At 44.9% G+C, this 21,840-nt stretch carries 21 protein-coding genes and 1 pseudogene; 9 read left to right on the top strand and 13 right to left on the bottom strand.

Features of this window, described 5'->3' with window-relative positions:
• The first annotated feature begins 69 nt into the window (after positions 1-69).
• The 6 genes from NSQ68_RS01520 (at position 70) to NSQ68_RS01495 (ending at position 5,470) form a co-directional block, all read left to right on the top strand.
• Positions 70-414 carry a DUF805 domain-containing protein gene (locus NSQ68_RS01520; RefSeq protein ID WP_307353802.1) on the top strand — a complete coding sequence of 115 codons (345 nt, stop codon included), beginning with the start codon at positions 70-72 and terminating at the stop codon, positions 412-414.
• 153 nt (positions 415-567) lie between these two features.
• Positions 568-2,163, top strand: a complete 1,596-nt coding sequence (locus NSQ68_RS01515) for a spore germination protein (RefSeq protein WP_342427757.1) — start codon at positions 568-570, stop codon at positions 2,161-2,163.
• Between the two features lie 36 nt (positions 2,164-2,199).
• Positions 2,200-3,405: a Ger(x)C family spore germination protein gene (locus NSQ68_RS01510; protein ID WP_307353800.1), complete on the top strand. Its 1,206-nt coding sequence runs from the start codon at positions 2,200-2,202 to the stop codon at positions 3,403-3,405.
• Between the two features lie 35 nt (positions 3,406-3,440).
• Positions 3,441-3,692, top strand: a complete 252-nt coding sequence (locus NSQ68_RS01505; RefSeq protein WP_342427756.1) for a hypothetical protein — start codon at positions 3,441-3,443, stop codon at positions 3,690-3,692.
• A 16-nt stretch (positions 3,693-3,708) separates the two neighbouring features.
• Positions 3,709-4,830, top strand: coding sequence for an endospore germination permease (locus NSQ68_RS01500; protein ID WP_342427755.1), 1,122 nt, complete (start codon positions 3,709-3,711; stop codon positions 4,828-4,830).
• Positions 4,831-5,071: 241 nt separating this feature from the next.
• Positions 5,072-5,470 carry a hypothetical protein gene (locus NSQ68_RS01495; RefSeq protein WP_342427754.1) on the top strand — a complete coding sequence of 133 codons (399 nt, stop codon included), beginning with the start codon at positions 5,072-5,074 and terminating at the stop codon, positions 5,468-5,470.
• Between the two features lie 115 nt (positions 5,471-5,585).
• On the opposite strand, the gene pyk is transcribed toward NSQ68_RS01495, so the two are convergent.
• Positions 5,586-7,001, bottom strand: coding sequence for a pyruvate kinase (gene pyk, locus NSQ68_RS01490; protein WP_307353795.1), 1,416 nt, complete (start codon positions 6,999-7,001; stop codon positions 5,586-5,588).
• Between the two features lie 179 nt (positions 7,002-7,180).
• On the opposite strand from pyk, the gene NSQ68_RS01485 reads away from it, so the two are divergent.
• Positions 7,181-7,969 carry an AraC family transcriptional regulator gene (locus tag NSQ68_RS01485; RefSeq protein WP_307353794.1) on the top strand — a complete coding sequence of 263 codons (789 nt, stop codon included), beginning with the start codon at positions 7,181-7,183 and terminating at the stop codon, positions 7,967-7,969.
• A 352-nt stretch (positions 7,970-8,321) separates the two neighbouring features.
• Here the strand turns inward: NSQ68_RS01485 and NSQ68_RS01480 are convergent, their stop codons facing one another.
• The 10 genes and pseudogenes from NSQ68_RS01480 to NSQ68_RS01435 all read right to left on the bottom strand — a co-directional run bounded on the left by NSQ68_RS01480 (position 8,322) and on the right by NSQ68_RS01435 (position 17,689).
• Positions 8,322-9,269 carry an NAD(P)-dependent oxidoreductase gene (locus tag NSQ68_RS01480; protein ID WP_342427753.1) on the bottom strand — a complete coding sequence of 316 codons (948 nt, stop codon included), beginning with the start codon at positions 9,267-9,269 and terminating at the stop codon, positions 8,322-8,324.
• 113 nt (positions 9,270-9,382) lie between these two features.
• Positions 9,383-9,644: pseudogene (locus tag NSQ68_RS01475) on the bottom strand (transposase); the annotation flags it as partial.
• 283 nt (positions 9,645-9,927) lie between these two features.
• Complete coding sequence (locus tag NSQ68_RS01470; protein WP_342427752.1) at positions 9,928-10,170, bottom strand: transposase; 243 nt, start codon at positions 10,168-10,170, stop codon at positions 9,928-9,930.
• A gap of 93 nt (positions 10,171-10,263) precedes the next feature.
• The gene (locus NSQ68_RS01465) at positions 10,264-10,668 is read right to left on the bottom strand and encodes a hypothetical protein (RefSeq protein ID WP_342427751.1); all 405 of its coding nucleotides are present in this window, start codon (positions 10,666-10,668) and stop codon (positions 10,264-10,266) included.
• Positions 10,669-10,771: 103 nt separating this feature from the next.
• Positions 10,772-10,933 (bottom strand): hypothetical protein, encoded by a 162-nt coding sequence (locus NSQ68_RS01460; protein WP_342427750.1) that lies wholly within the window; start codon positions 10,931-10,933, stop codon positions 10,772-10,774.
• 355 nt (positions 10,934-11,288) lie between these two features.
• Complete coding sequence (locus tag NSQ68_RS01455; RefSeq protein ID WP_342427749.1) at positions 11,289-12,707, bottom strand: sucrose-specific PTS transporter subunit IIBC; 1,419 nt, start codon at positions 12,705-12,707, stop codon at positions 11,289-11,291.
• A gap of 66 nt (positions 12,708-12,773) precedes the next feature.
• On the bottom strand, positions 12,774-14,249 hold the full coding sequence (locus tag NSQ68_RS01450) for a sucrose-6-phosphate hydrolase (protein WP_342427748.1): 1,476 nt from the start codon (positions 14,247-14,249) through the stop codon (positions 12,774-12,776).
• 179 nt (positions 14,250-14,428) lie between these two features.
• Positions 14,429-15,451: a LacI family DNA-binding transcriptional regulator gene (locus NSQ68_RS01445; RefSeq protein ID WP_342427747.1), complete on the bottom strand. Its 1,023-nt coding sequence runs from the start codon at positions 15,449-15,451 to the stop codon at positions 14,429-14,431.
• 168 nt (positions 15,452-15,619) lie between these two features.
• On the bottom strand, positions 15,620-16,462 hold the full coding sequence (locus NSQ68_RS01440; RefSeq protein ID WP_340959718.1) for an aldo/keto reductase: 843 nt from the start codon (positions 16,460-16,462) through the stop codon (positions 15,620-15,622).
• A gap of 15 nt (positions 16,463-16,477) precedes the next feature.
• On the bottom strand, positions 16,478-17,689 hold the full coding sequence (locus NSQ68_RS01435) for an MFS transporter (RefSeq protein WP_342427746.1): 1,212 nt from the start codon (positions 17,687-17,689) through the stop codon (positions 16,478-16,480).
• A gap of 187 nt (positions 17,690-17,876) precedes the next feature.
• Between NSQ68_RS01435 and NSQ68_RS01430 the strand changes: the two genes are divergently transcribed.
• Positions 17,877-18,242: a helix-turn-helix domain-containing protein gene (locus tag NSQ68_RS01430; protein WP_341162513.1), complete on the top strand. Its 366-nt coding sequence runs from the start codon at positions 17,877-17,879 to the stop codon at positions 18,240-18,242.
• Positions 18,243-18,322: 80 nt separating this feature from the next.
• On the opposite strand, the gene adhP is transcribed toward NSQ68_RS01430, so the two are convergent.
• Complete coding sequence (gene adhP, locus NSQ68_RS01425; protein WP_342427745.1) at positions 18,323-19,339, bottom strand: alcohol dehydrogenase AdhP; 1,017 nt, start codon at positions 19,337-19,339, stop codon at positions 18,323-18,325.
• 216 nt (positions 19,340-19,555) lie between these two features.
• On the opposite strand from adhP, the gene NSQ68_RS01420 reads away from it, so the two are divergent.
• Positions 19,556-20,392 carry a carbonic anhydrase gene (locus NSQ68_RS01420; protein ID WP_342427744.1) on the top strand — a complete coding sequence of 279 codons (837 nt, stop codon included), beginning with the start codon at positions 19,556-19,558 and terminating at the stop codon, positions 20,390-20,392.
• Positions 20,393-20,504: 112 nt separating this feature from the next.
• Here NSQ68_RS01420 and NSQ68_RS01415 read toward each other — a convergent pair whose 3' ends face one another.
• Positions 20,505-21,791, bottom strand: a complete 1,287-nt coding sequence (locus NSQ68_RS01415; protein WP_342427743.1) for a Gfo/Idh/MocA family oxidoreductase — start codon at positions 21,789-21,791, stop codon at positions 20,505-20,507.
• Between the last annotated feature and the right edge of the window lie 49 nt (positions 21,792-21,840).

Genomic DNA, 21,840 nt, shown 5'->3' with positions numbered 1-21,840 from the left:
ATACCTACAAGGACAACTTTACGGATACTGTAAAGCAACATTTAGATTTTATAAGGAGGTGAGAAATATATGCAATGGTATTTAAATGCATTAAAAAACTATGTAGGATTTCAAGGTAGAGCAAGACGTACAGAGTATTGGATGTTTATCCTATTTAGTGTAATCGTTAGCTTTGTAATTAGTCTGATCGATAGTCTCTTCGGCTTAACTCCGATATTGACTTACATTTACTCTTTGGCTGTCCTGCTGCCATCCTTGGCCGTCCTGGCTCGTAGACTGCATGATACAGGCAGAAGCGGATGGTGGATTCTAATCGCTCTGATTCCTCTGGTAGGGTCAATTATTTTGATTGTATTCACATGCCAAGACAGTCAGCCTAACGACAATAAATATGGGAAAAACCCTAAATTGTAATGGTTGTAGTTGTCTAAAAACCTCCTTCACTTTTGTGAAGGAGGTTTTTTTCATATCCGCTACTCCCCGTCGAAATTCCAGCAATAAGTTTATCTGGAGACCCCTGCGTCCATACTGGAATAAAAAGTATCCTCAAGGAGAGGGAGAACGTTCATGCGTTTTCGGAAAAGAACCCCCCTTAACAAATTTAAAAAGATGCCCATCCAGCACAGCGAGAGTAAACCTGAACCTACCGGAGAACAGCTCAGTGCAAATATCGGAACCAATCTTCAGCAGATCAGACAAGCACTCGGCAACAGCACCGACATCGTCATAAGAGAAATTCGTATCGGCAAGGATGGTGACCAGATCATTGCGATCCTCTATACCGACGGTTTAGTGGACAAAAACATAGTCTCCGACTTCATCATGGAGTCGATGATGCTGGATAGCAGCTTGTCCAGGAAAGTGGAGTGCAGAAGCCAGAACTCCTCTAGTGTCATGCAAATATTAAAAGATTACGCTCTAACCATCGGGGGCATCCGGGAGATTATCGATTTTGAAACCTTATATAACGCGCTGTTGTCCGGGGATGCTGTTATTTTGATTGACGGTGAAACACAGGGAATAGTAGCCAGCGCACGTGGATGGAAGGATCGCGGGGTCACGGAGCCTGCCTCGGAAAATGTCGTGCGTGGGCCGCAGGAAGGATTTTCTGAGACACTGCGCACAAACACGGCCTTAATTCGGCGTAAGATTAAAGATCCCAATTTGTGGCTGGAGACCCAACAAATCGGTCGTGTGACCCAGACCGATGTCGCTGTCATGTATATCAAGGGGATTGCGAACCCTAAATTGGTTGAGGAAGTGCATGAGCGATTGAACCGCATTGATGTGGACGGTATTCTCGAAAGTGGGTATATCGAGGAGTTAATCCAAGACGAAACTTTTACCCCTTTTCCGACAGTGTACAACTCTGAACGCCCAGACGTCATCGCAGCCGAGCTGTTGGAAGGAAAAATCGCGATTCTGGTGGATGGAACCCCGTTTGTGCTTGTCGTGCCTGCGCTGTTTGTTTCCTTCCTGCATGCGGCAGAGGATTATTATCAGCGTGCAGACATTAGTAGCTTCATCCGGGTTCTTCGTTACACCGGAGTTTTTATCTCCCTGCTCGGTCCGTCCTTATATGTTGCCATCACTACGTTTCATCAGGAAATGCTGCCGACCTCACTGCTGATCGGTCTGGCGGCACAGCGGGAGGCTGTTCCCTTCCCTGCCTTTATTGAAGCACTCATGATGGAACTGACTTTTGAAATATTGCGGGAAGCTGGCGTTCGTATGCCGAAGTACATCGGGGCAGCCGTCTCTATCGTGGGCACACTCGTCATCGGACAAGCCGCCGTCGAGGCGGGCATCATATCGGCTGCGATGGTTATTGTCGTATCAATTACCGCGATTTCCAGCTTTGTACTTCCTGCCTATAATATGTCCATCGCTTTTCGTATGCTGCGGTTCCCCTTGATGGGACTTGCCGCTTCCTTTGGGCTGTTCGGGATTATCGTTGGAGGCATTGCCCTGATCCTGCATATGTGTAGCCTTCGTTCGTTTGGTGTTCCCTATATGACTCCTTTTGCACCTCTAATACCGACGGACACCAAAGATACGATATTTCGACTCCCTCACTGGATGATGATTTCACGTCCCCGGTTAGTCGATCAGAAGAATGTCAAACGTCGAAACAGCACTCCGCCTCGAAAATCAAGGGAATAGAAGAAAAGAGAAACAGTCGGAAAGGAGTGGATAATCATGAAGCGGAAGAAAGCGATTCTGTTCCTGATTCTTGCACTCGTTTTACTTCTGACGGGGTGTTGGAATCGTAGGGAGTTGAATGAGCTCGCCATCGCCGTTGGTATGGGGATTGATAAACAAGGAGATCAGTTCCGGGTCTCTCTCCAAGTGGTGGACCCTGGAAAAGCATCGGCCAAAAAAGGAGCAGGCGGCGGTGCTCCAGCCACCTTGTATACAGAGGAAGCGGACACCATATTTGAAGCGATCCGAAAAATAACAACGATTAGCCCCCGGAGAATGTATTTTTCTCATCTGCGTATATGTGTAATCGGTGAGTCGATGGCCACCGAAGGAATGGCGAAAGCTTTAGATTTACTCTCTAGATATCATCAGTTCCGAACCGATTTTTATATTGTAGTGTCCAAGGGCACTAGTGCGGAGGATACATTAAAAATTATGACACCTTTAGATCCGATTCCCGCAAATGACCTTTTCTCCTCTCTGGAAACATCACAGAAAAACTGGTCGCCCACTACGACAGTAACTTTGGATGAATTGGTATCAGCACTCACCAGTGAAGGAATGCAGCCTGTCTTGACAGGACTCCGGATCGTTGGCAATAAAGAAATGGGAGAAACCAGCGGCAATGTGCAAGAGATCGCCCCATCCGCCCGATTACAGTATTCCGGACTTGCTGTATTTAGAAAAGACCGATTAATCGGTTGGTTAAATGAAACTGAAAGTAGAGGCTACAACTTCATCCTCGGCAAAGTGCAGAGCTCTGTCGGCTTTGTGGCTTGTCCAGGAGGCGGCAAAGTCGTCTCGGAAATCATTCGAACCCAAACTGCTATAAAAGGGAGCGTTTATAGGGGGGAGCCTCAGATCAATATTAAAATGCAGGTTGAGGCCAACGTGGGAGAAGTTGAATGTTATGACCTGGATCTGACCCAGGTGGGGACGATTTATGACCTTGAGAACAAAGAGGAAGAAAAGATAGAAGAGATTATGAACTTGGCTGTCAGAAAAGCTCAAAAATCATACAAAGCTGATATTTTCGGATTCGGTGAAGCCATTCACCGTGCTGACCCGAGAACCTGGAAATCCATTAAAAAAAATTGGGATTATGAATACTTTACAGAATTACCTGTACATATCAAGGTGGATTTCAAGATTCGGCGCTTAGGTACGATTGGCAGCTCATTTTTGAATGATATTAAGGAGTAAAATCCCTCACCCTACAAAAGAAGGTGTTTTCCAAGATGCTGTCTCATATGGTGAACGTTTTGGGTATATTACTGATCGCTGCTGCAATCAGCTTGGTCGAGGTCCCCTACATGTGGAAAAAGGGATTTAAAAAAGAACTTTGGTTATTTTCCATCCTTCTCTTTGTTGCGGTCGGAATCAGCTGCGCCAAGGCATTACACTTGCTTATTCCTACTCCCCTGGATTGGATAACAGCCGTATATAGGCCATTTAGCGATTTCCTGACCCATATCGGTCTAATCAGATAAGATGAGGTGAACATTGGTGCCCGGACAGATTAAAATTTCAGCACGCCAAATTATGATATTAACAACTTTATTTACGGTCGGGAGTGCAATCCTCATCATCCCTTCAGGCATGGCATCGGTAGCCAAACAAGATGCGTGGATTGCCGCGCTCGTTGGAGTCGGGGCAGGGCTCCTTATCTTGTATATGTACAGCAAGATTGCATCTCTGTATCCAGATATGACCCTGATTGGGATTATGGAAACCCTGCTTGGAAAATGGTTAGGCAAAGCCGCCGGTCTTCTGTTTTTCATCACACTATTCATCAATGCTCCTGCACCTGTTTTATTTTATATAGGGAATTTTATGACTACTCAAATGATACCGGAAACACCGATTCTAGCGGTAAATATTCTCTTTTCGCTTATTGTAGTATTGGCTGCTCGACTGGGTCTCGAAGTGCTGGTCCGTTCGGCTGAACTGTTATTTCCGTTATTTACTCTGCTTTATATTTCTTTTGTAGGTTTAGTGGTGTCCAATATTAAGCTGGAAAATGTTCAACCTGTATTGGAGGCGGGAGTTGGACCTATTTGGCCTGCTGCCCTGTCCTTTTGTAGCACTGTGTTTATACCTCATATTATTTTTCTCATGATCTTCCCGGATTCTATAAATCGTTCCGATCAAACCCGTAAAGCTTTTTTCATAGGCAGCGTGATTGGCGGATTGATGTTGGTCGTGGTGGTTGCATTGGCAATTTTGGTATTAGGTCCTGACTTAACAGCAAGAAATATATATCCTAGCTATGCGTTAGCCAAAAAAATTAGCATTGGAAATTTTCTACAGCGCATCGAAGCAATAATGGCTACTATGTGGTTTATTTCGCTCTTTTTTAGAATTACGCTGTATATGCACACCACGGTGACAGCAATAGCCCAAATCTTCCGTTTGAAAAAAGACCGACAATTGGTGCTTCCTCTCGGAATGATTTTAATCATCCTTTCCATCATCGTGTACCCCAATGTCCCTTACCAACAAACCTATGATACAAAGACGTGGATTCCTTATGCACTATCCATCGGCTTGTTGTTCCCCTTCCTGTTGCTCTGTATTCACGGGATACGAACAATGTGGTCAAAGAAAAGGACAGAATCCAAAGGGTAAATCACATCCATTATTCGCATCCGTGAATTTTTTTTGCTTAACCTGTTTACATTCTCCTCTTTTAGTTTATTTTAAACGAGTATTAAGCTTGCACTAAGATTGGGTGTGTATGATGTATATTAGAATCTGGTAACTACATAAGCCGGATCGGCAAAAGGCATAAACATTACTCCCGTTGGATATCCATATAAGGCTCCACTCTGTCAGAAATTGAATGAAACACAAAGGAGATTTTACACTTATGAATCGAAAACGAATGTTGGTCATCTGTACACTGTTGCTGGCGTTGTCTATTGGGCAATCTTCTACTTGGGGAAGTCGGGCTAATGCTGCTACTCTGGCTCCAGAGAGAGCCCCTCAGGTACAGGATAATGAAGCTTCCAAGGATGATGAACTGTTGAAAACATTGGGCGCATCCTCGGATGAGCAGTTATATGAAGCGTTGTATAACGGTCAAACCTTGGCAGATATTGCACACACCAATAATCAGGACCCACAGGCTGTCGTTGATTTACAGGTAGCTCAGTTAACGGAGCAGTTGGATCAACGACTAGCTAATAAGAGCATTACGCCTGAGCAATATCAAGCCCATAAGGCAGAATTGACACAGGTCGTTGCTAAAAGTGTGTTCGGGCTGTAAGCCAGTGACGCACATGGCCAGCTATACGCCGTAGTCCATGACACCCCGTATCCATGTCAAAAAGGCGCTCTCCGATGGGAGGGGCGCCTTTTTGCTGTCTATATTTTGTTTTAACTTACACTTGATATACTCGGATCAAGTTAGTGGTGCCCGCCTCAGCGACTGGAACACCCGCCGACAGGACTACAGTGTCCCCTTTATGGATATAACCTGCATTCAGGGCGTTACGGATGGAGGATTCGAACATTTCATCCGTTGTAGCTACTTTATCCCCTTTGATCGGAAACACCCCGGATAACAGGCAAATTTTAGCGAATACCGTATTATTCGGAGTAACCGCAATAATAGGTGCCTTCGGACGATATTTGGATACCATACGTGCCGTGAATCCACTGGCAGTCGAGGTAATAATCGCTTTGGCATCCAGCTCCAGAGACGAACTTACCGCACCCTGACTAATCACTTCGGTAATGTTGGTGCTTTGGCGTGCTCTGCGCTTATCGAATTGCTCCTGATAATCCAATTGTGATTCTGCACTGGCAGCTACCGCAGCCATGGTCCGTACAGACTCGACAGGATATTTACCTGCAGCAGATTCACCCGACAGCATAACAACATCGGCTCCTTGCATAACGGCATTAAACACGTCACTAACTTCGGCTCTCGTCGGACGCGGGTTCACCTGCATGGATTCCAGCATGTGGGTAGCTACGATAACGGGCTTGCCGACCAGATTACACTTGTCGATCATTTCTTTTTGCATCACAGGCACATCTTGAATCGGCACCTCGACGCCCAGATCGCCACGGGCTACCATAATGCCATCGGAAGCTTCGATAATATCATCCAGGTTTTCCATGCCTTCAGCATTTTCAATTTTGGAATAAATTTGTACATGCTCAGCATGATGTCCCTTCAAAATCTCACGAATTTCACGGATATCGTCGCCTTTACGCACAAAAGAAGCCGCAATAAGCTCAACGCGCTGCTCCACCCCAAATTGGATGTGCCTCACATCTCGCTCCGTCACGCCTGGAAGGGTTGTATGAATCCCTGGCAGGTTTACACCTTTTCTCGGCTTCAAAATACCGCCGCTTACAATATTACAAATCATTTCTGTACCTTCGATGGAGGTTACAGTCAGATCAACCAAACCGTCGTCAATGAGAATGCGGTCGCCTGGTTTGATGTCCTTCGGCATATCTGGGTAATTCACTGAAATACGATGCTCGTCCCCTAGAATCTCTTCTGTGGTCAGAATGAGCTGGCTACCTGGCTTCAGCAGACAAGATGCCTCTCTCAGCTTGCCAATTCGGATTTCCGGTCCTTTAATATCCATCATGACAGGGATAAAGGTATTCATTTCCTTCGCAGCCTGACGCACATTTTCGATACGTTTAACGTGATCTTCCAGCTCACCATGAGCCATATTCAAGCGGGCTACAGTCATACCAGCCTGGATCATTTCTTTTAACAATTGAATGGAGTCACAGGCAGGTCCCATAGTACAAATAATTTTCGTTTTAAGCATAGTAATGTCATCCTCCTGAATGTCTTTACTGTATGGTTTTCTATTCCACTTCGCTTCTCTATCTACATTAAACTTATATGGCTCTATTCTACCTGTACCCGTGCACCAAGACTATGAACTATAGTATGATGAATGTACTACAGTATAATGAATGTTGAAGACATCGGGGAGTGAGTTTCGTGATTACTTTGGTGGATATACGGCAGGACAACGGTGTGGACTGGTATGAAAAGGCTAGTGCAAATATCGACAACGATGACTTACTGTTCATTTTGGTCACCTTTGGCAAATGTGTATATTGGGTGAACGATTGTAAATTCATTCTCGGTAAGGGTGAAACACTGCTTTTACCCGGTCATCTGGATTACTATGGCAAGAGTATTCCTACGCTTTTTCATACCAAGTATGTGATACATTGCCGCAAAACATGTACGAACAGCACACTTCCCATCCTGAATACAAACAAGCCGTTGTTGATCAAACCCGGATGCTACGACATGCTGCATGAACGGATCAAATCGATGTACTATCAATGGACTGAACATCCAAGCTACTACACCATAATGGCCGACTGTCTGCTGACCGAGGCCATGATATATATGAATCAGGAATGGGACAAAGGCGCCATTTCTTGCGATCGAGAGCGACATGTGGAACATATGAAACAGTATATCCAGAACCACTACCGGGAAAAGGTAACCAAGGAGGAGCTTGGCGACGCCATCCGTAAAACCCCCAATTATGCCGCGACGCTGCTGCGTGAGGTAACACGTCAAACGATCAGCGAGCATGTACATACGCAACGTATTAAAACCGCCATCTACATGCTGACCGAGTCCCGGCTAACGATTCGTGAAATTTCGGAGTATGTGGGATATAGTGATGTGTCCTATTTCCATCGAATCTTCAAACGGTTGACAGGCTGCTCGCCGTCCGAATTTCTGGATGAACGTTCCTCAATCGTTTAGAACTACAGAAATAGGACTATGGGAAGATGATACGAAGCAATTTTGAATTTGAAGCTAGAGTGTGTACGCAAACTGTGAAGCCGTCCTCTGGGTTGCTCGTACCGGTGCTTCATGGCATTATTTACCCGATTATAATGGCCCTTGGTCTTCAGCCTACAGCTTTTTCTGGCGTTCGTGGTTGATGCACTGGCGAATCCGCTCCGCTTTGAGTTGACACCGGGACAGGCAGATGATTCGGTAATGGATTCCGAGCAAGCGAGACCGGAGGAGGAAGCGGGCGTATGACCAGGATACGTATAAAGAACGGCCAATTGATCGACTGCTTTTTTAATAAAATGAAAAATTATCAGAACTATAACACCTGATTAAGCTTGCTTTCGGGTTCTTCACCGTTTTTTATATGTTTTATATTATTCACAAAGAAATCATATCTTTTTTTATGCAACTTGACGCCATCTGGCATGCCGGCAGTATGGGGAGTAAGTATGACATTACTCAGATCCCTTAGTTCACTGTCAATTGAAAGCGGTTCAGATTCAAACACATCCAAGCATGCTCCTGAAATTTCTTTATCTTTTAAAGCAGCTATTAAGTCATTTTCATTGACAATCCCACCGCGAGCCGTATTGATAAAAAGTGCGGTATTCTTCATCTTTTTGAATACTCCTTTATCAATCAGTTGTTTGGTTTGCGGATTCAGTGACGTATGTACAGTGACTATATCTGATACACTTACAAGATTATCGAAATCCGTCATTTTTACAAAGCTGTCAGGTTGTACAACGGCATGTCTAGCATTAACCAGCACATTCATATCAAAAACCCTGCAAAACTCAGCTACTTTTTTACCGACAGCACCAAAGCCGATAATTCCTATCGTTTTACCTTTTAATTCACTTCCTGTATAATCCAACTGTTTTTCATCTATTCTGGTTTTCATGAATCTATCAAGGTAGGGTATGTTTTTATAATAAGACAACATTAGCGCCATTACATGCTCGGCCACTGCCTGCGCATTCACTCCTGCAGCATTAGCTACCCAAATACCTAGTTGCGTGCAGGCATCAATATCTACATTATCATACCCTGCACCCGTCTGTACCAGTTTCAATTTTTTTGCCATGGAAAGTAAGTCGCGATCCACTTTGATATGTTCAGGTATGATTACCTGGCAGTCTCCAATATGATGCAGCATTTCTTTTCCCGGCGACACAATTACAATGTCCCAGTCATTAGGAAAATAATTTTTAATATTTGATTTTGAAATTTGTGTAAAATAGCCTACTATAAGAATTTTCATTGTCAAGCCACCTCCAATTTCTTTGTTTTTACAATAATATGTTTATTGATATTTGTAAAATTGATCGTTTATATAAATTCTACATAGACTGAATTTTTGAATTACATTCGTATTCACAAGCGATCAATGACCTCCAACGATTTGTCATTGACGCGTTTCATGAAGGCTACGACATTGATTCGAATATGATAAAACTTCTTGTAAAATAACGTTGTGAACGACATCGCTCTTTAGCCACTTCCATAAACCTTCAATCAGGTTAAGGTCAGGCGAGTACTTCGGCAGAAAAACAAATTGTAATCGGTGATGCTGCTTCAAGAAATCTTGCACTCGGGCTGCATGATGAATGCGGCCGTTATCCAGGATCATCCACAATATCGACCTAATTAGATTGATTAGAGCCTATACGCAAACCTATTTGAGCCACATCCTTATCGAAATCAACGCCAAAAAAGCCTTGAACATGCTCGCTGTCTTGTCATAGCGGGTTGCCCAGCGCATCCACCACGGCATGGATTTTCGTGTTTAATCTGCCTCGGGAACGTCCGATCGCTTGCTTGCTGGCCCCCCTTTTTGCGCCGGCCCCATGCTGATGGACTCGGACAATCGTTGAATCAATCAATCATTTGCTCAAAATCAGGTTCAATGGTAACGTGCTTCAGGATTCATCCCAAATGCCGGCCTTTTGTAGGCGCCAGAAAAAGCTGTAGACCGAGGACCAAGGACCATAATAATCGGGTAAATCACGCCAAGGAGCACCCGTACGGGCAACCCAGAGGACGGCATTCAACATTTGACGACGGTTTTTGGGTGGTCGACCTCCTTGTGATTTTCGTACTGGGGGCAAAAACATCTGAACGACTTCCCACTCACGGTCTGTTAATTCGTATCTTCGTCTCATATCTCTTATTCTCCAGAATATTCTCTTGATCTACAGTTTGCGTACACACCCTAGAAAAAAGAACGCTCATTTTTTTGAGCGTTCCTGGGAAAATCAGTTTTCTTCCTCTTTTTTTTCGTAGGTGAAATTTCTTAAAATGACCTGCTTTGTTTTAGTAGTTATTTCTTCCCCCTTATTATCCAAATTTGCAACCTGATCGCTTTGATACTTGTTTGGGACCTTAACGGGATAAAAATCTCCGTGCTCAGTTAACAGGACATGGGGTTGTTTAGATTGAGCTATATGAGTTAGTTCTTTCTTTCTCTCTGGTGAGAGCCAGTTAGAATCATCGGTTGCCTTAGTCTCAGTTTTGGTTACACTGGTTTTAGAATCGCCGGTTACTTTAACCTCAGTTTTAATTTCATTAGCAAAAGTTTGGCTTTGAATGGCGGTTATAACCCCTCCCATAAGAACAGTTAGACCTAAGACAACAACACTTGTTCTTAGTCGCTTGTTCACACGCACACGCCTCCTTTCCCAAAAGATGTATTACGTATTTTGGAAAATATTAGTATTATGACAAGTTCATAAAAAAACATAATAATCGTTAAATAAAACAGTATTAAAACGTAACGTATCCATTTCCTGAAATCGTATAATCATTGAGGTTAAGTACCATTACTTGATATTCTCCAAAACTTGGAGCTTTAATTTGAAATTCCCTATTTTCATCTGTATATCTTCCATAAACGGCAAAAACCTCTCCCAGATAATTTTTGTTCACGAGCAGGTAACCTACTTCAGGGCTAGACCAAGAACTACCATCTGCCCATTGTACTACATGGAAATTCAGGATAGCTGCGTTATTAACCGAAAACTTATTAGAGTATACAGCCCCATCGTCTCGAGAATGATGACTAAATGATCATGCTCCCAATGACATAGGCAAAATCTTTTGATCACTGTTGGCCAAAGCCAAATTACGTATCCGGATACGTAATGATAAAGTTTATAAAAAACGGTCTCCCCACCTGGAAGCTTCTCTAGCATCCCTTTTCAACAAGGACCAAGAGCGCTCCAAAGTAGGGCGACCGTTATAGTTCATTTATATGCGAATCTGTGCTTATTCCGAAATCATATTAAGTTGAAGAACCCGCTGTTTTGACCTCTTCCAACATTTTATCGTTATAGCCAAACATCCAGGTCAGGACAAAAGCTACAACCATAGCAGCCAAGTTTGCCAAAATGTAAAGCGGAAGCTGATGATTCATGTAGAGCAATGTGCCTGGAATGACTGTAACTGCCATACCTGTAGCCGCCAAATGGAAGAGTGAAGCGATAAAACCGCCAACCGCCCCACCGATGAGACCCATGACAAAAGGCTTCATGTATCTCAGGTTGACCCCGAAAATAGCGGGTTCCGTAATCCCCAGAAAAGCAGACAACGAGGAAGGAAGTGCTAACGCTTTCAGCTTGCTATTCTTCGTTTTCAGTCCAACCGCCAGACAGGCAGCACCTTGAGCAGCCATAGCGCAGGTAATGATGGCATTAAAGGCGTTTGCGCCGTTCTTTTCAAGCAGTTGAATCTCCAAGAAATTAAATATATGATGCACACCTGTAACAACGATAATCTGATGCAAGAAACCGATGACAATCCCTGCAATACCGAAAGGCAAATCCAGCACAAACGTTGTTCCGTGCAGCACCCATTCTTCGAGTGAATGGAAAATCGGACCGATAGCAAACAATCCCAGGGTGATCATGATCAACAGTGTTAAAAACGGTGTAAGAATCAGATCTAGCGCTTCAGGCACCCGTTTGCGCAGCGCCCGCTCCAGCTTGGCTCCGATCAAGCCCACGAAGAAAGCTGGCAATACCGAGCCTTGATAGCCCACCACAGGAATGAATCCGAACATCGTCAACGGGTGGGCTGAGCCGTCCGCAACACTATAAGCGTTGGGCAAGGCCGGGTTTACCAGCATCAGACCGAGAACGATACCCAGCACTGGACTACCACCGAATACTCTAAAGGCTGACCACGCGACTAACGCTGGTAGAAAAGCAAAGGCTGTATCCGTTAATACTTGTGTGTATAATAAAAAATTGGGTGAAATATCCTTTGGCGTCATGCCAAGTAGAGCGAGAATTTGCGGCTGAGTGAGCAAGCCACGTAGCCCCATGAACAACCCCGTAGCAACCAGTACAGGAATAATCGGTACAAACACATCGCCAAAGGTACGGATGGAGCGCTGGAAGACGTTCCCTTCCTTTTTCGCCTGACTCTTCACCTCTTCTTTAGATGAACCGGTTACGCCAAGCTTTTCGACCTCTTCAAAAATTCGATTTACCGTACCCGTACCAAAAATAATCTGATATTGCCCGGAATTGAAGAAAGCACCCTTGACCTTGTCGATCTCCTCAACTTTTTTCTGATCAATTTTCTCCTTGTCATGCACCATAATCCGCAAGCGCGTCGCGCAATGAGCAAAAGAAGCAATATTTTCTTGCCCACCGATTGCCTGGATCACTTCTTTAGCTATTTCTCTGTTTTCCGCCATGATGTTCATCCTCTCGTTGATTCCGTTTGTTTGATGATTAACGATCCACTTGATGTTTTAGCCTACTCATGTAAAATCCCATTTCACCGCCTGGAAGAGAGCCTCTCCCTTGTCGGCAAAAAAGCGTATTTCGTCACTCTCTGGATGCGGAAAAATACGACTGGTGAACACCTCTTCCCCATCATTGACGAAAATCTCAACTGAAGACGTATCTACAAACAAATGAAGTTTGATATGATCTTTATCCCATGAACACTGCCGTACCTCACCATACGAAGTGGCTACAGGCACACCTGATTGCGAACGATCCAATACTAGTTTGCGACTGATGGCATCATATTTAATCACCGTTTTCTCAGTCTCACTCGCACGGAATTCAATACCAAACATCTTAGCGCTTAAAAGATCTACCTCACAGATCAGCTCATAGGCCGTACCTGTAAATCCTTCATAGGTTTTGCTCTCTGAGAATAACGTGTCAGCTACCCGATCCTCACGATTTCTGCGTAACGTAGTCAGCTCAGGGACCGGCCGCTGCAAGAGTTTACCCTCATGAAGCGTAAGTTCCCTTGGTAATGTCAGACAATGAGCCCATCCGTTCGGATCTGTGGGATAGTCGATATCCGGCAGGCCCATCCATGCCACCATAATACGCCGCCCCTGCGGGTCAATCATCGTCTGTGGCGCATAGAAGTCAAAGCCTCTATCGAGCTCGTGGAATCCGCCGTGCTCCAGTATTCTTGTACCGGTATCCAACGGCTTGCCGATTACGTAGCCCGATTGATAAATATTGTGATTTTCATCCCCGGAAGGCTCCAAGCCCTGAGGAGAAAAGATCAAGACACCCGCTTCGTTCAGTTCAAAATAATCTGGACATTCCCACATGTAGCCAAACGACTCCAGGCCTGTGCACAATTCTTCCTCAAACTCCCACGTACGAAGGTCGGTTGATCGGTAGAGGACCGCGCAGCCTGTTAAATTCGTTCTCTGGGCACCAATCACACAGTAAAAGCTATCGCCGTCTTTCCATAGCTTGGGATCACGAAAATGGTCTGTATACCCTTCTGGCACATTGGAAATAACGGGGTGCTCCCATTTAGTAATGTGACCATTCTCGTCCATAACAGCCATGCATTGATAAGGATGTCTGATCCAATCTTCATCTCGTGCATTTCCCGTATACAGCATATATAATTTGCCCTCATGCTCCAGCGCGCTGCCTGAGTAAGCCCCGTGTGAATCAAAATAATCCCCAGGTGCGATGCCAATGCCCGCACTATTCCATGTGGCCAAATCTCTGGATTTCAAATGATACCAGTATTTCATCCCATGATCCGTTCCGAGTGGAAACCACTGATAAAATAAGTGATATTCACCTTGGTAATAAGAAAAGCCATTGGGGTCATTGAGCAAACCTGTCGGTGGCTGGATATGAAACCCCTGCCGCCAGTGACATTGCTCCACTTTCTCCTCCAAGCTGGCTATTTCACCGGGCTCTGCCTGCTCGATCATTCGATACTTTTGTTCTCTTGTCATTTTCATAGTTGTACCTCATTTTTATTAAAACTTCGCCTCAGGAACCGGTTCCAAATTAGTGAAAAAAATTCTTTCGGAACCGGTTCCCATACGATTAAAAAAATGCTCATCCATGGATTTGCAACCGATTCCATTTGTGTCCGTATGCTATGGAACCGGTTTCGAAGAAATTATAATCCACTTGTTCAGCGTTTGTCAACGCTTTCTCTTTCGATAAGGGAATAATTCATGACCGTCACTTTTTCTACCGATTTATGTTCTACTAGCCGCATAATATTTTGCGCTGCTACACGTCCAGCCTCCATATACGGATATTGAACGGTTGTCAGCGCAGGGTGAATGACCTCCGTAATATCGTATCCCCCAAAGCCAGTTACCGACAAATCCGACGGAATGACAATCCCTCTGGAATAAGCCGCATTGATTACGCCCAGCGCAATATTATCCGTAGCACACACCATTAACGTTGGCTTGAAATTGTCCAAAATAGCGGATGCAGCAATTCGCGCATCGGACATTTTAAATCCGGTCTCATAGTATCTGATATCATACCCTGCTGCTTGCATCGCATCGTCCGTACGAGACTCAGTAGGCAATGCATCGCGAACAGCCTGTCTAAAGCCCTCCTTGCGCTGCACACCGACGGCAACATCCTTTTCAGTAACACCAACGTAGGCAATTTCGCGGTGTCCCTGTGACAAAACGTACGTGCCAACATCATATCCTGCGCGATAGTCATCATGGATAAGGCTATGAAGCTGCTCGTGCTGCTGGCCTACCAGCAACACCGGAATAGCAATGTCACGAATCGCGGTCAGATGGTCGTCTGTAATTTGAGCAGCCAGCAAAATGATACCCGAAATCTTTTGTCGTCCCAGCTCATAAATGGCTTCGATTTCACGCTGTACATCCTGGCTCGTATTGGAGATCAGCATCTGATAATGCTGAGAACGCAGTTCCTCATCAATCCCCATCAGCGTATGGGATGTCGCAAAAGAATCCAGACGTGGCACAACGGTGCCGATAATGTTGGTCCGCTTCGCCTTAAGACTCTGGGCAAAGGCATTGGGCACATACCCCGTGGCTTTAACCACTTTTTCAATTTTACGTTTCGTATCCACGCTGACAGACCCGCCGTTCAAAAAACGGGATACCGTGCTCTTGGATACACCAGCCATTTGGGCTATATCTGCAATCGTCTTATTCATGAAGTCCCCCGGAGATTTTTCGTATTCACAAGCTTCCAAAACGTCTCTTTTCACATAACCCTATAATACCATATGGCGGGATTGGATTGCTGTGGCTCCAGACCCATCATGCACAAAACGCCGTCCCTTCAGTGAAGAAGGAAACGGCGTCTCATGATGAACGTAATTTTAAAAATCAAAGTTATCCGGATCTGGACCTACTCGAAGATCGGCATTTAACGCCTGAATTCGATCCATATCCTCGCGCGTCAGTTCAAAGTCAAAAATGTCGGCATTTTCGACGATCCGATGCGCCTTGGTAGACTTGGGAATGGTGACAACTCCCTGCTGCACATCCCAGCGTAAAATCACTTGCGCCACCGATTTGCCATACTTGGTCGCTATGTCTTGCAGTACCGGATGATCGAGCAATTGGCCTTGCATTAACGGAGACCAGGCTTCCATTTGAATGTCGTTCTTTTGACAGAATTGCAACAGCTCGGCTTGGGTTAATTGTGGATGGAATTCCACCTGATTGATCATTGGCTTAATTTCAGCATCCTTCATGAGATCTTCCAAATGATGAATCTGGAAGTTGCTGACTCCAATGGCCTTAATCCGTCCTTCTTTATACAAGGATTCCAACGCTCTCCAAGCTTCTTTATACTTTCCTTGAACTGGCCAATGAATCAGATATAGATCCAGATATTCCAGACCCAGCTTGTCCAGACTGGCTTCATAAGCTGCTCGTGTCTCTTCATAGCCTAAATCTGCATTCCACACTTTGGACGTGACGAACAGTTCTTCTCTGGACAGATTATTTTCCTGAAGGGCTTCCTGAATAGCCTGCCCTACACTGCTTTCATTCGCATAGATTGCAGCTGTATCTATACTGCGGTAGCCATGCTTTACAGCAGCCTTTATAGCATCGACCAGCTCCGAACCTTCTTCCACTTTAAATACCCCGATGCCAAACCAAGGCATGTGAACTCCGTTGTTTAACAATGTTGTGCTTTGTAAGTTTTGTGTCATTTTGTATCTTCCTCTCTATTTTTTAAAAGCTTTAGCCTGTAATGGTGGTTTATCCCTTTTTTCGAGCATACGACTCCAGCCTGTGAGCAAAACCGCAACGAAAACCATAATGCTCCCGATCCAGGCCGTATGAATGAGACCGAGTGAATCCGTTACAATCCCGCCTACATAAGCTCCGATTGCTATCCCTGCGTTGAAAGCTGCAATATTAACAGCAGAGGCAACATCGACAGCTTTGGGTGCAAACCGTTCGGCTAACATAACGACATATACCTGTAGCCCGGGCACGTTCATAAATGCAAGCAATCCCATAAAGAAGATCGTAATCAGTCCTGCCGTTTTAAAAGGTGCCGTGAACAACAGGAGAAACAGGATCACTGCTTGAATCAGAAACATGTAAAACAAAGCTGAAAGCGGCTTGCGGTTGGCTGCTTTTCCGCCAATAACATTCCCGATGGCAATCGCAATTCCATACAGCAAAAGTATAAACGTTACCGTACTTTGCTGAAATCCGGTTATGTCGTGAAGTAATGGAGATAAATAAGTAAATACCACAAATGTGCCTCCATACCCCAAAGCTGTAATGATAAATGCGAGTAGCAAGCGACCATTGGTAACCAGTTTGACCTGCTCGCGGAAAGGAGTCTTGTTCCCTTTGCGCAGCGTAGATGGTAGCAGAATCAGATTGGCGATGAGTGCCACTACACCGACGACCACAATCGCCATAAATGCAGCCCGCCAACCCCATTGCTGCCCAATGTAGGTACCCAAAGGTACACCTGTGACTGTGGCTACGGTCAACCCGGAGAACATAATGGAAATCGCACTCGCTCGCCGATCATCCGGCACAAGATCGGCCGCGATAGTGGAACCGATGGACATGAACACCCCATGAGCGAACGCTGAGATCACACGTGCAATCAGCAGCAAGGCAATTCCGCTAGAGACCGCAGCGAGGCTGTTACCTGCAATAAATATAATCATGATCCACAGCAGCAACGTTTTACGGGGAACACTTGATGTTAATGAGGTCAAGACAGGTGCCCCGATGGTAACTCCTAATGCATATAGCGTTACAGTTAGTGCAGACATCGTTACAGATATGTGCAAGTCTTCAGCGATCAGGGGAAGCAGTCCCACGCTGATGAACTCAGTTGTCCCAATCGCAAAGGCGCTTACGGCTAAAGCCAGTAATGGCCAGATACTTCGTTTTGATTCTGACGACATGTTTTTCACTCCTATCTATAGAAATCTTCGACCAGCAGATGTTATTATGAGTTATTCAAGCAAATATGAACAGTACGTACTTTTTAGTGATATAGGTACTAAAAAGTACCCTAAATAAAGTTCTTTTTGATCAAAACAGACTGTTAAGGTATGTATAACAGAAGCGAAACACATGGGGGGATCGGCATTGGGGAAGAAAAAATACAATATCTCTGTTGAGGCGACGTTAGAGGTGATCGGAGGGAAATGGAAATGCGTGATTCTGTGTCACTTGACACATGGAAAGATGCGGACAAGCGAATTAAAACGGATCATGCCTTCCATAACACAAAAAATGCTGACTCAGCAGCTTCGTGAATTAGAAGAAGACGGCATTGTCAATCGGATTAGCTATAATCAGGTTCCACCCAAGGTGGAGTACGAGCTTAGTGAATATGGATGTAGTCTGAAAAGCATTTTAGATTCTCTTTGTGCTTGGGGAGAAAGACATATTATTAAGGAATACGGGGATAAATCTGCGGTTTTGGAAGATAACATTCTGAATAAGCTATAAAGCCAAAAAGAGCGCCTGCAATACATCAGCAGGCGCTTTCTCTCTCTCCGAGTTTCAAGAGTTACGAAATGGACATCATTTTATTTCGTAAAATCAATGACCATGCGTCCTTGGATTTTGCCCTGCTCCATCTCCTCGAAGATCTCATTAATGTCTTCGAGCGGACGTTTTTGTACAAGAGGGACGACTTTACCTTCTGCAGCGAACTGGAACGCTTCTTTAAGGTCTTCGCGGGTGCCGACCAAGGAGCCAATAACTTGAATGCCGTCCAGAACCAGACGTGGAATGTCCAGATCCATCTTATCAGTTGGAAGACCTACAGCTACAACACGCGCGCCAGCCTTTACAACGTCGATGGCCTGGTTGAAAGGTGTTTTGGCAACAGCGGTAACCACGGTTGCATCCAGACCAGCACCGTTTGTTAACTCCTTAGCTCGAGCGACCGGATCTTCTTTCATGCTGTTAACGATATAGTCAGCACCAATTTGTTTGGCCAGTTCTAGTTTTTCATCACTGATGTCAAAGGCTACAACTTTAGCATTGAATACATTTTTGGCGTATTGCACAGCCAAATTACCCAAGCCACCAATGCCAAAGATACCGATCCATTGTCCTGGTTTGACTTCACTTACTTTAACTGCTTTATATGTTGTAACCCCTGCGCAAGTTACACTACTTGCAGCGGCAGGGTCAAGACTATCTGGTACTTTGACCGCGTAGTCAGCTGTGACAATACATTGCTCTGCCATTGCACCGTCTACCGTATATCCAGCATTTTTAACTTCACGACACAGCGTTTCCCGCCCGGTTAGGCAATATTCGCAGTGACCGCAGCTTTGGAACATCCAGGCAATACTTACGCGGTCACCAATCTTAAGACTGGTTACTCCTTCACCTAATTCAATGACTTTTCCAATACCTTCATGCCCCAGAACTCTGCCTGTGACATCACCGAAATCTGCATTTTTTACATGTAAATCTGTGTGGCAAACTCCGCAGTATTCAACTTGGACTAACGCTTCTCCATGCTTCAAGGAACGCAAAGGTCTCTCTTCTATACTGACTTTCTTGTCTTTTGTAACAATTGCTGCTTTCATGTAGATCTCTCCTTTAAATAGATATGGAATTATTTTGTAATGCACACTCATTATTATAGTAATTTTTGCCCAAAAAGGACAAATATAAATCTAACTTAAACTATTTAATCCAAAAACGCTTCTTTCTAAGTCCTTGGACCCTTGTAGGAACTTTGTACAATAATTTACAATGTAAAAAGTTTCACATATTCTATTTTGGAAGAAGGATAAAGTAACATGAAAAAAAACTGGAAAGGTTGCCTGTTCAGCATATTTGCCATTATCTTGGTTGTATCGGTAACAGGATGCAATTCACAGCCCGCCATTTCTAGTACCACCAGCACTTCATCCTCATCAGTTAACAACGCTCATGCAGTTGTTCAGAAAGGCCCACACTGGTCCTATGAAGGAGAGCAGGGACCGGAACATTGGGGAGAGCTGGAAAAAGATTTTGTTGCTTGTGGTAACGGCCACGAACAATCTCCTGTCAATATAGAGCATACCCATCTGGAAGCATCGCAAACACAGCAACCGCTGCAAGTTCATTACACTAATACGAAAGCATCCATTTTGAATAATGGACACACTGTGCAAATCAATGTTGCCGATGCCAGCAATAGCATCATGCTGGACGGTACTAAGTTCACTTTAAAGCAGTTTCATTTTCATCACCCGAGCGAACACCAAATCGATGGTAAAAATGCTGAAATGGAGCTTCATTTTGTCCATCAAAGCGACAACGGAAGCACAGCAGTCTTAGGGGTCCTTATCCAAAGTGGCAAAGAAAACAAGGCTTTCAACCGCATTTGGTCCAAACTGCCGAAGGATATTTCCCAAGAAACGGCTCTGGATGAAGAAATAAATCTCGCTGCGCTGCTGCCAAAAGACCTGCACTCCGTTCGCTACAACGGATCGCTGACTACCCCGCCATGCACGGAACATGTGAATTGGACAGTGCTGGAGCAGCCTATTGAAATGTCCGCAGACCAAATCAACCAGTTTGCTGCCATTTTCCCCGATAACCATCGTCCTGTACAACAACTGGGAACCCGGGAACTAACTGCCGATAAATAATAAAATAAGGTGCCGTAAGATGTAAGGTGCATTCTATATATAAATACAACCCAAAAGACCCCTCTATTCAATCTAGTTAGAGGGGTCTTTTGAGTATTAAATTTACTGCTCATTACAAGTGCACCAGTTCCTCCACCTTCACTGGCTGACCTGTACGCATAGAGCGGTTGGCGGCGATGCCTGTTAAAATGGACCATGCACCATCGATATGTGAGGCCGCACGATGAAACCGATCCTCTGCCGGCTTATCAAAAATATCACGCAGCATAACTGGATCTCCTCCGCCATGACCACCTACGCCTTCTTCTACCTCGACCTCATAAGGTGCTGCAAAGTGGGGATAGATGGTGATGGTCTTCTCTTTTAACGCACCCTCATCTGCCTTGCTGCCACCGGAATTAACATAGGATTGCTCGGATACCCGAACCTCCATGCGTCCTTTCGTGCCGTTAAATACGATGATAAAGCCCTCCCAAGGCATGTAAGCATTCAGCGAATAGTTCATCACCGTCTTGTTCTGATACTTCACCATGACACTCAGCGTATCTTCAATGCTGATATTGTCGCCAAATACGCTTTGATCCCGCACATAGCCGTCCTCATGCTCAGCATCCAGATACATGCTTTTTAGATGCTCGTTACGGTCCAGGTGTAGCGCGAAGGGGTCATTTTCCGCTGCCTTGCTGCCGTAAGCCCGTTGATAAAACTCCGTCACGCCACGCTGCTCCGCATTTTCCCGGCCATAAAATTTCAGATCCCCCATCGCATACACCGTCTCCGGTTTCGAGCCGAGCCAGAAGTTCATCAGATCAAAATGATGCGTCGATTTGTGCACTAGCAGACCGCCGCTATTGCGCTTGTCGCGGTGCCACCGACGGAAATAATCCGCGCCATGCTGTGTATTCAGCAGCCATTCGAAATTGACTGACAGCACCTTTCCGAGCGTTCCATCCATAATAATCTCGCGGATTTTCGTATTATGCGGCGCATAACGATAGTTAAAGGTGACACGCAGCTTTCGTCCCGTGCGGTCTATGGCATCCAGAATGTCTTGGCATTTGTCCTCATCCACCGTCATCGGCTTCTCGGAAATGACATCACAGCCCAGCTCCATCGCCCGGATAATATACCGATGATGCACCCGGTCAATGGTCGTGACAATGACGATATCCGGCTTCGTTTCCGCGATCATCCGATCAAACTCGTGAGCTTTATAGGTCGCAATCGGCTCATGCTCGTATTTCTCCTGTAACAGCTGATTGGCATAATCCATTCTCGTCTGATTGACGTCACAGAACGCGATCAGCTCCGAGGTATCTTTGAAAACGGTAACAACTTCACCGTAAAAAAATTCGGCTCTTCCTCCGGTACCCACAAGTGCATATTTGATTTTAGCCAATTGGTTCACACCCTTTACATGAATTGCTTTTATTTTATAGTATAAGAAA

Origin of the sequence: Paenibacillus sp. FSL L8-0158, assembly GCF_038592965.1 — a bacterium.
In the GTDB taxonomy this organism is placed as follows: domain Bacteria; phylum Bacillota; class Bacilli; order Paenibacillales; family Paenibacillaceae; genus Paenibacillus; species Paenibacillus polymyxa_D.
This window is presented reverse-complemented; position numbering and strand designations above follow the sequence as displayed.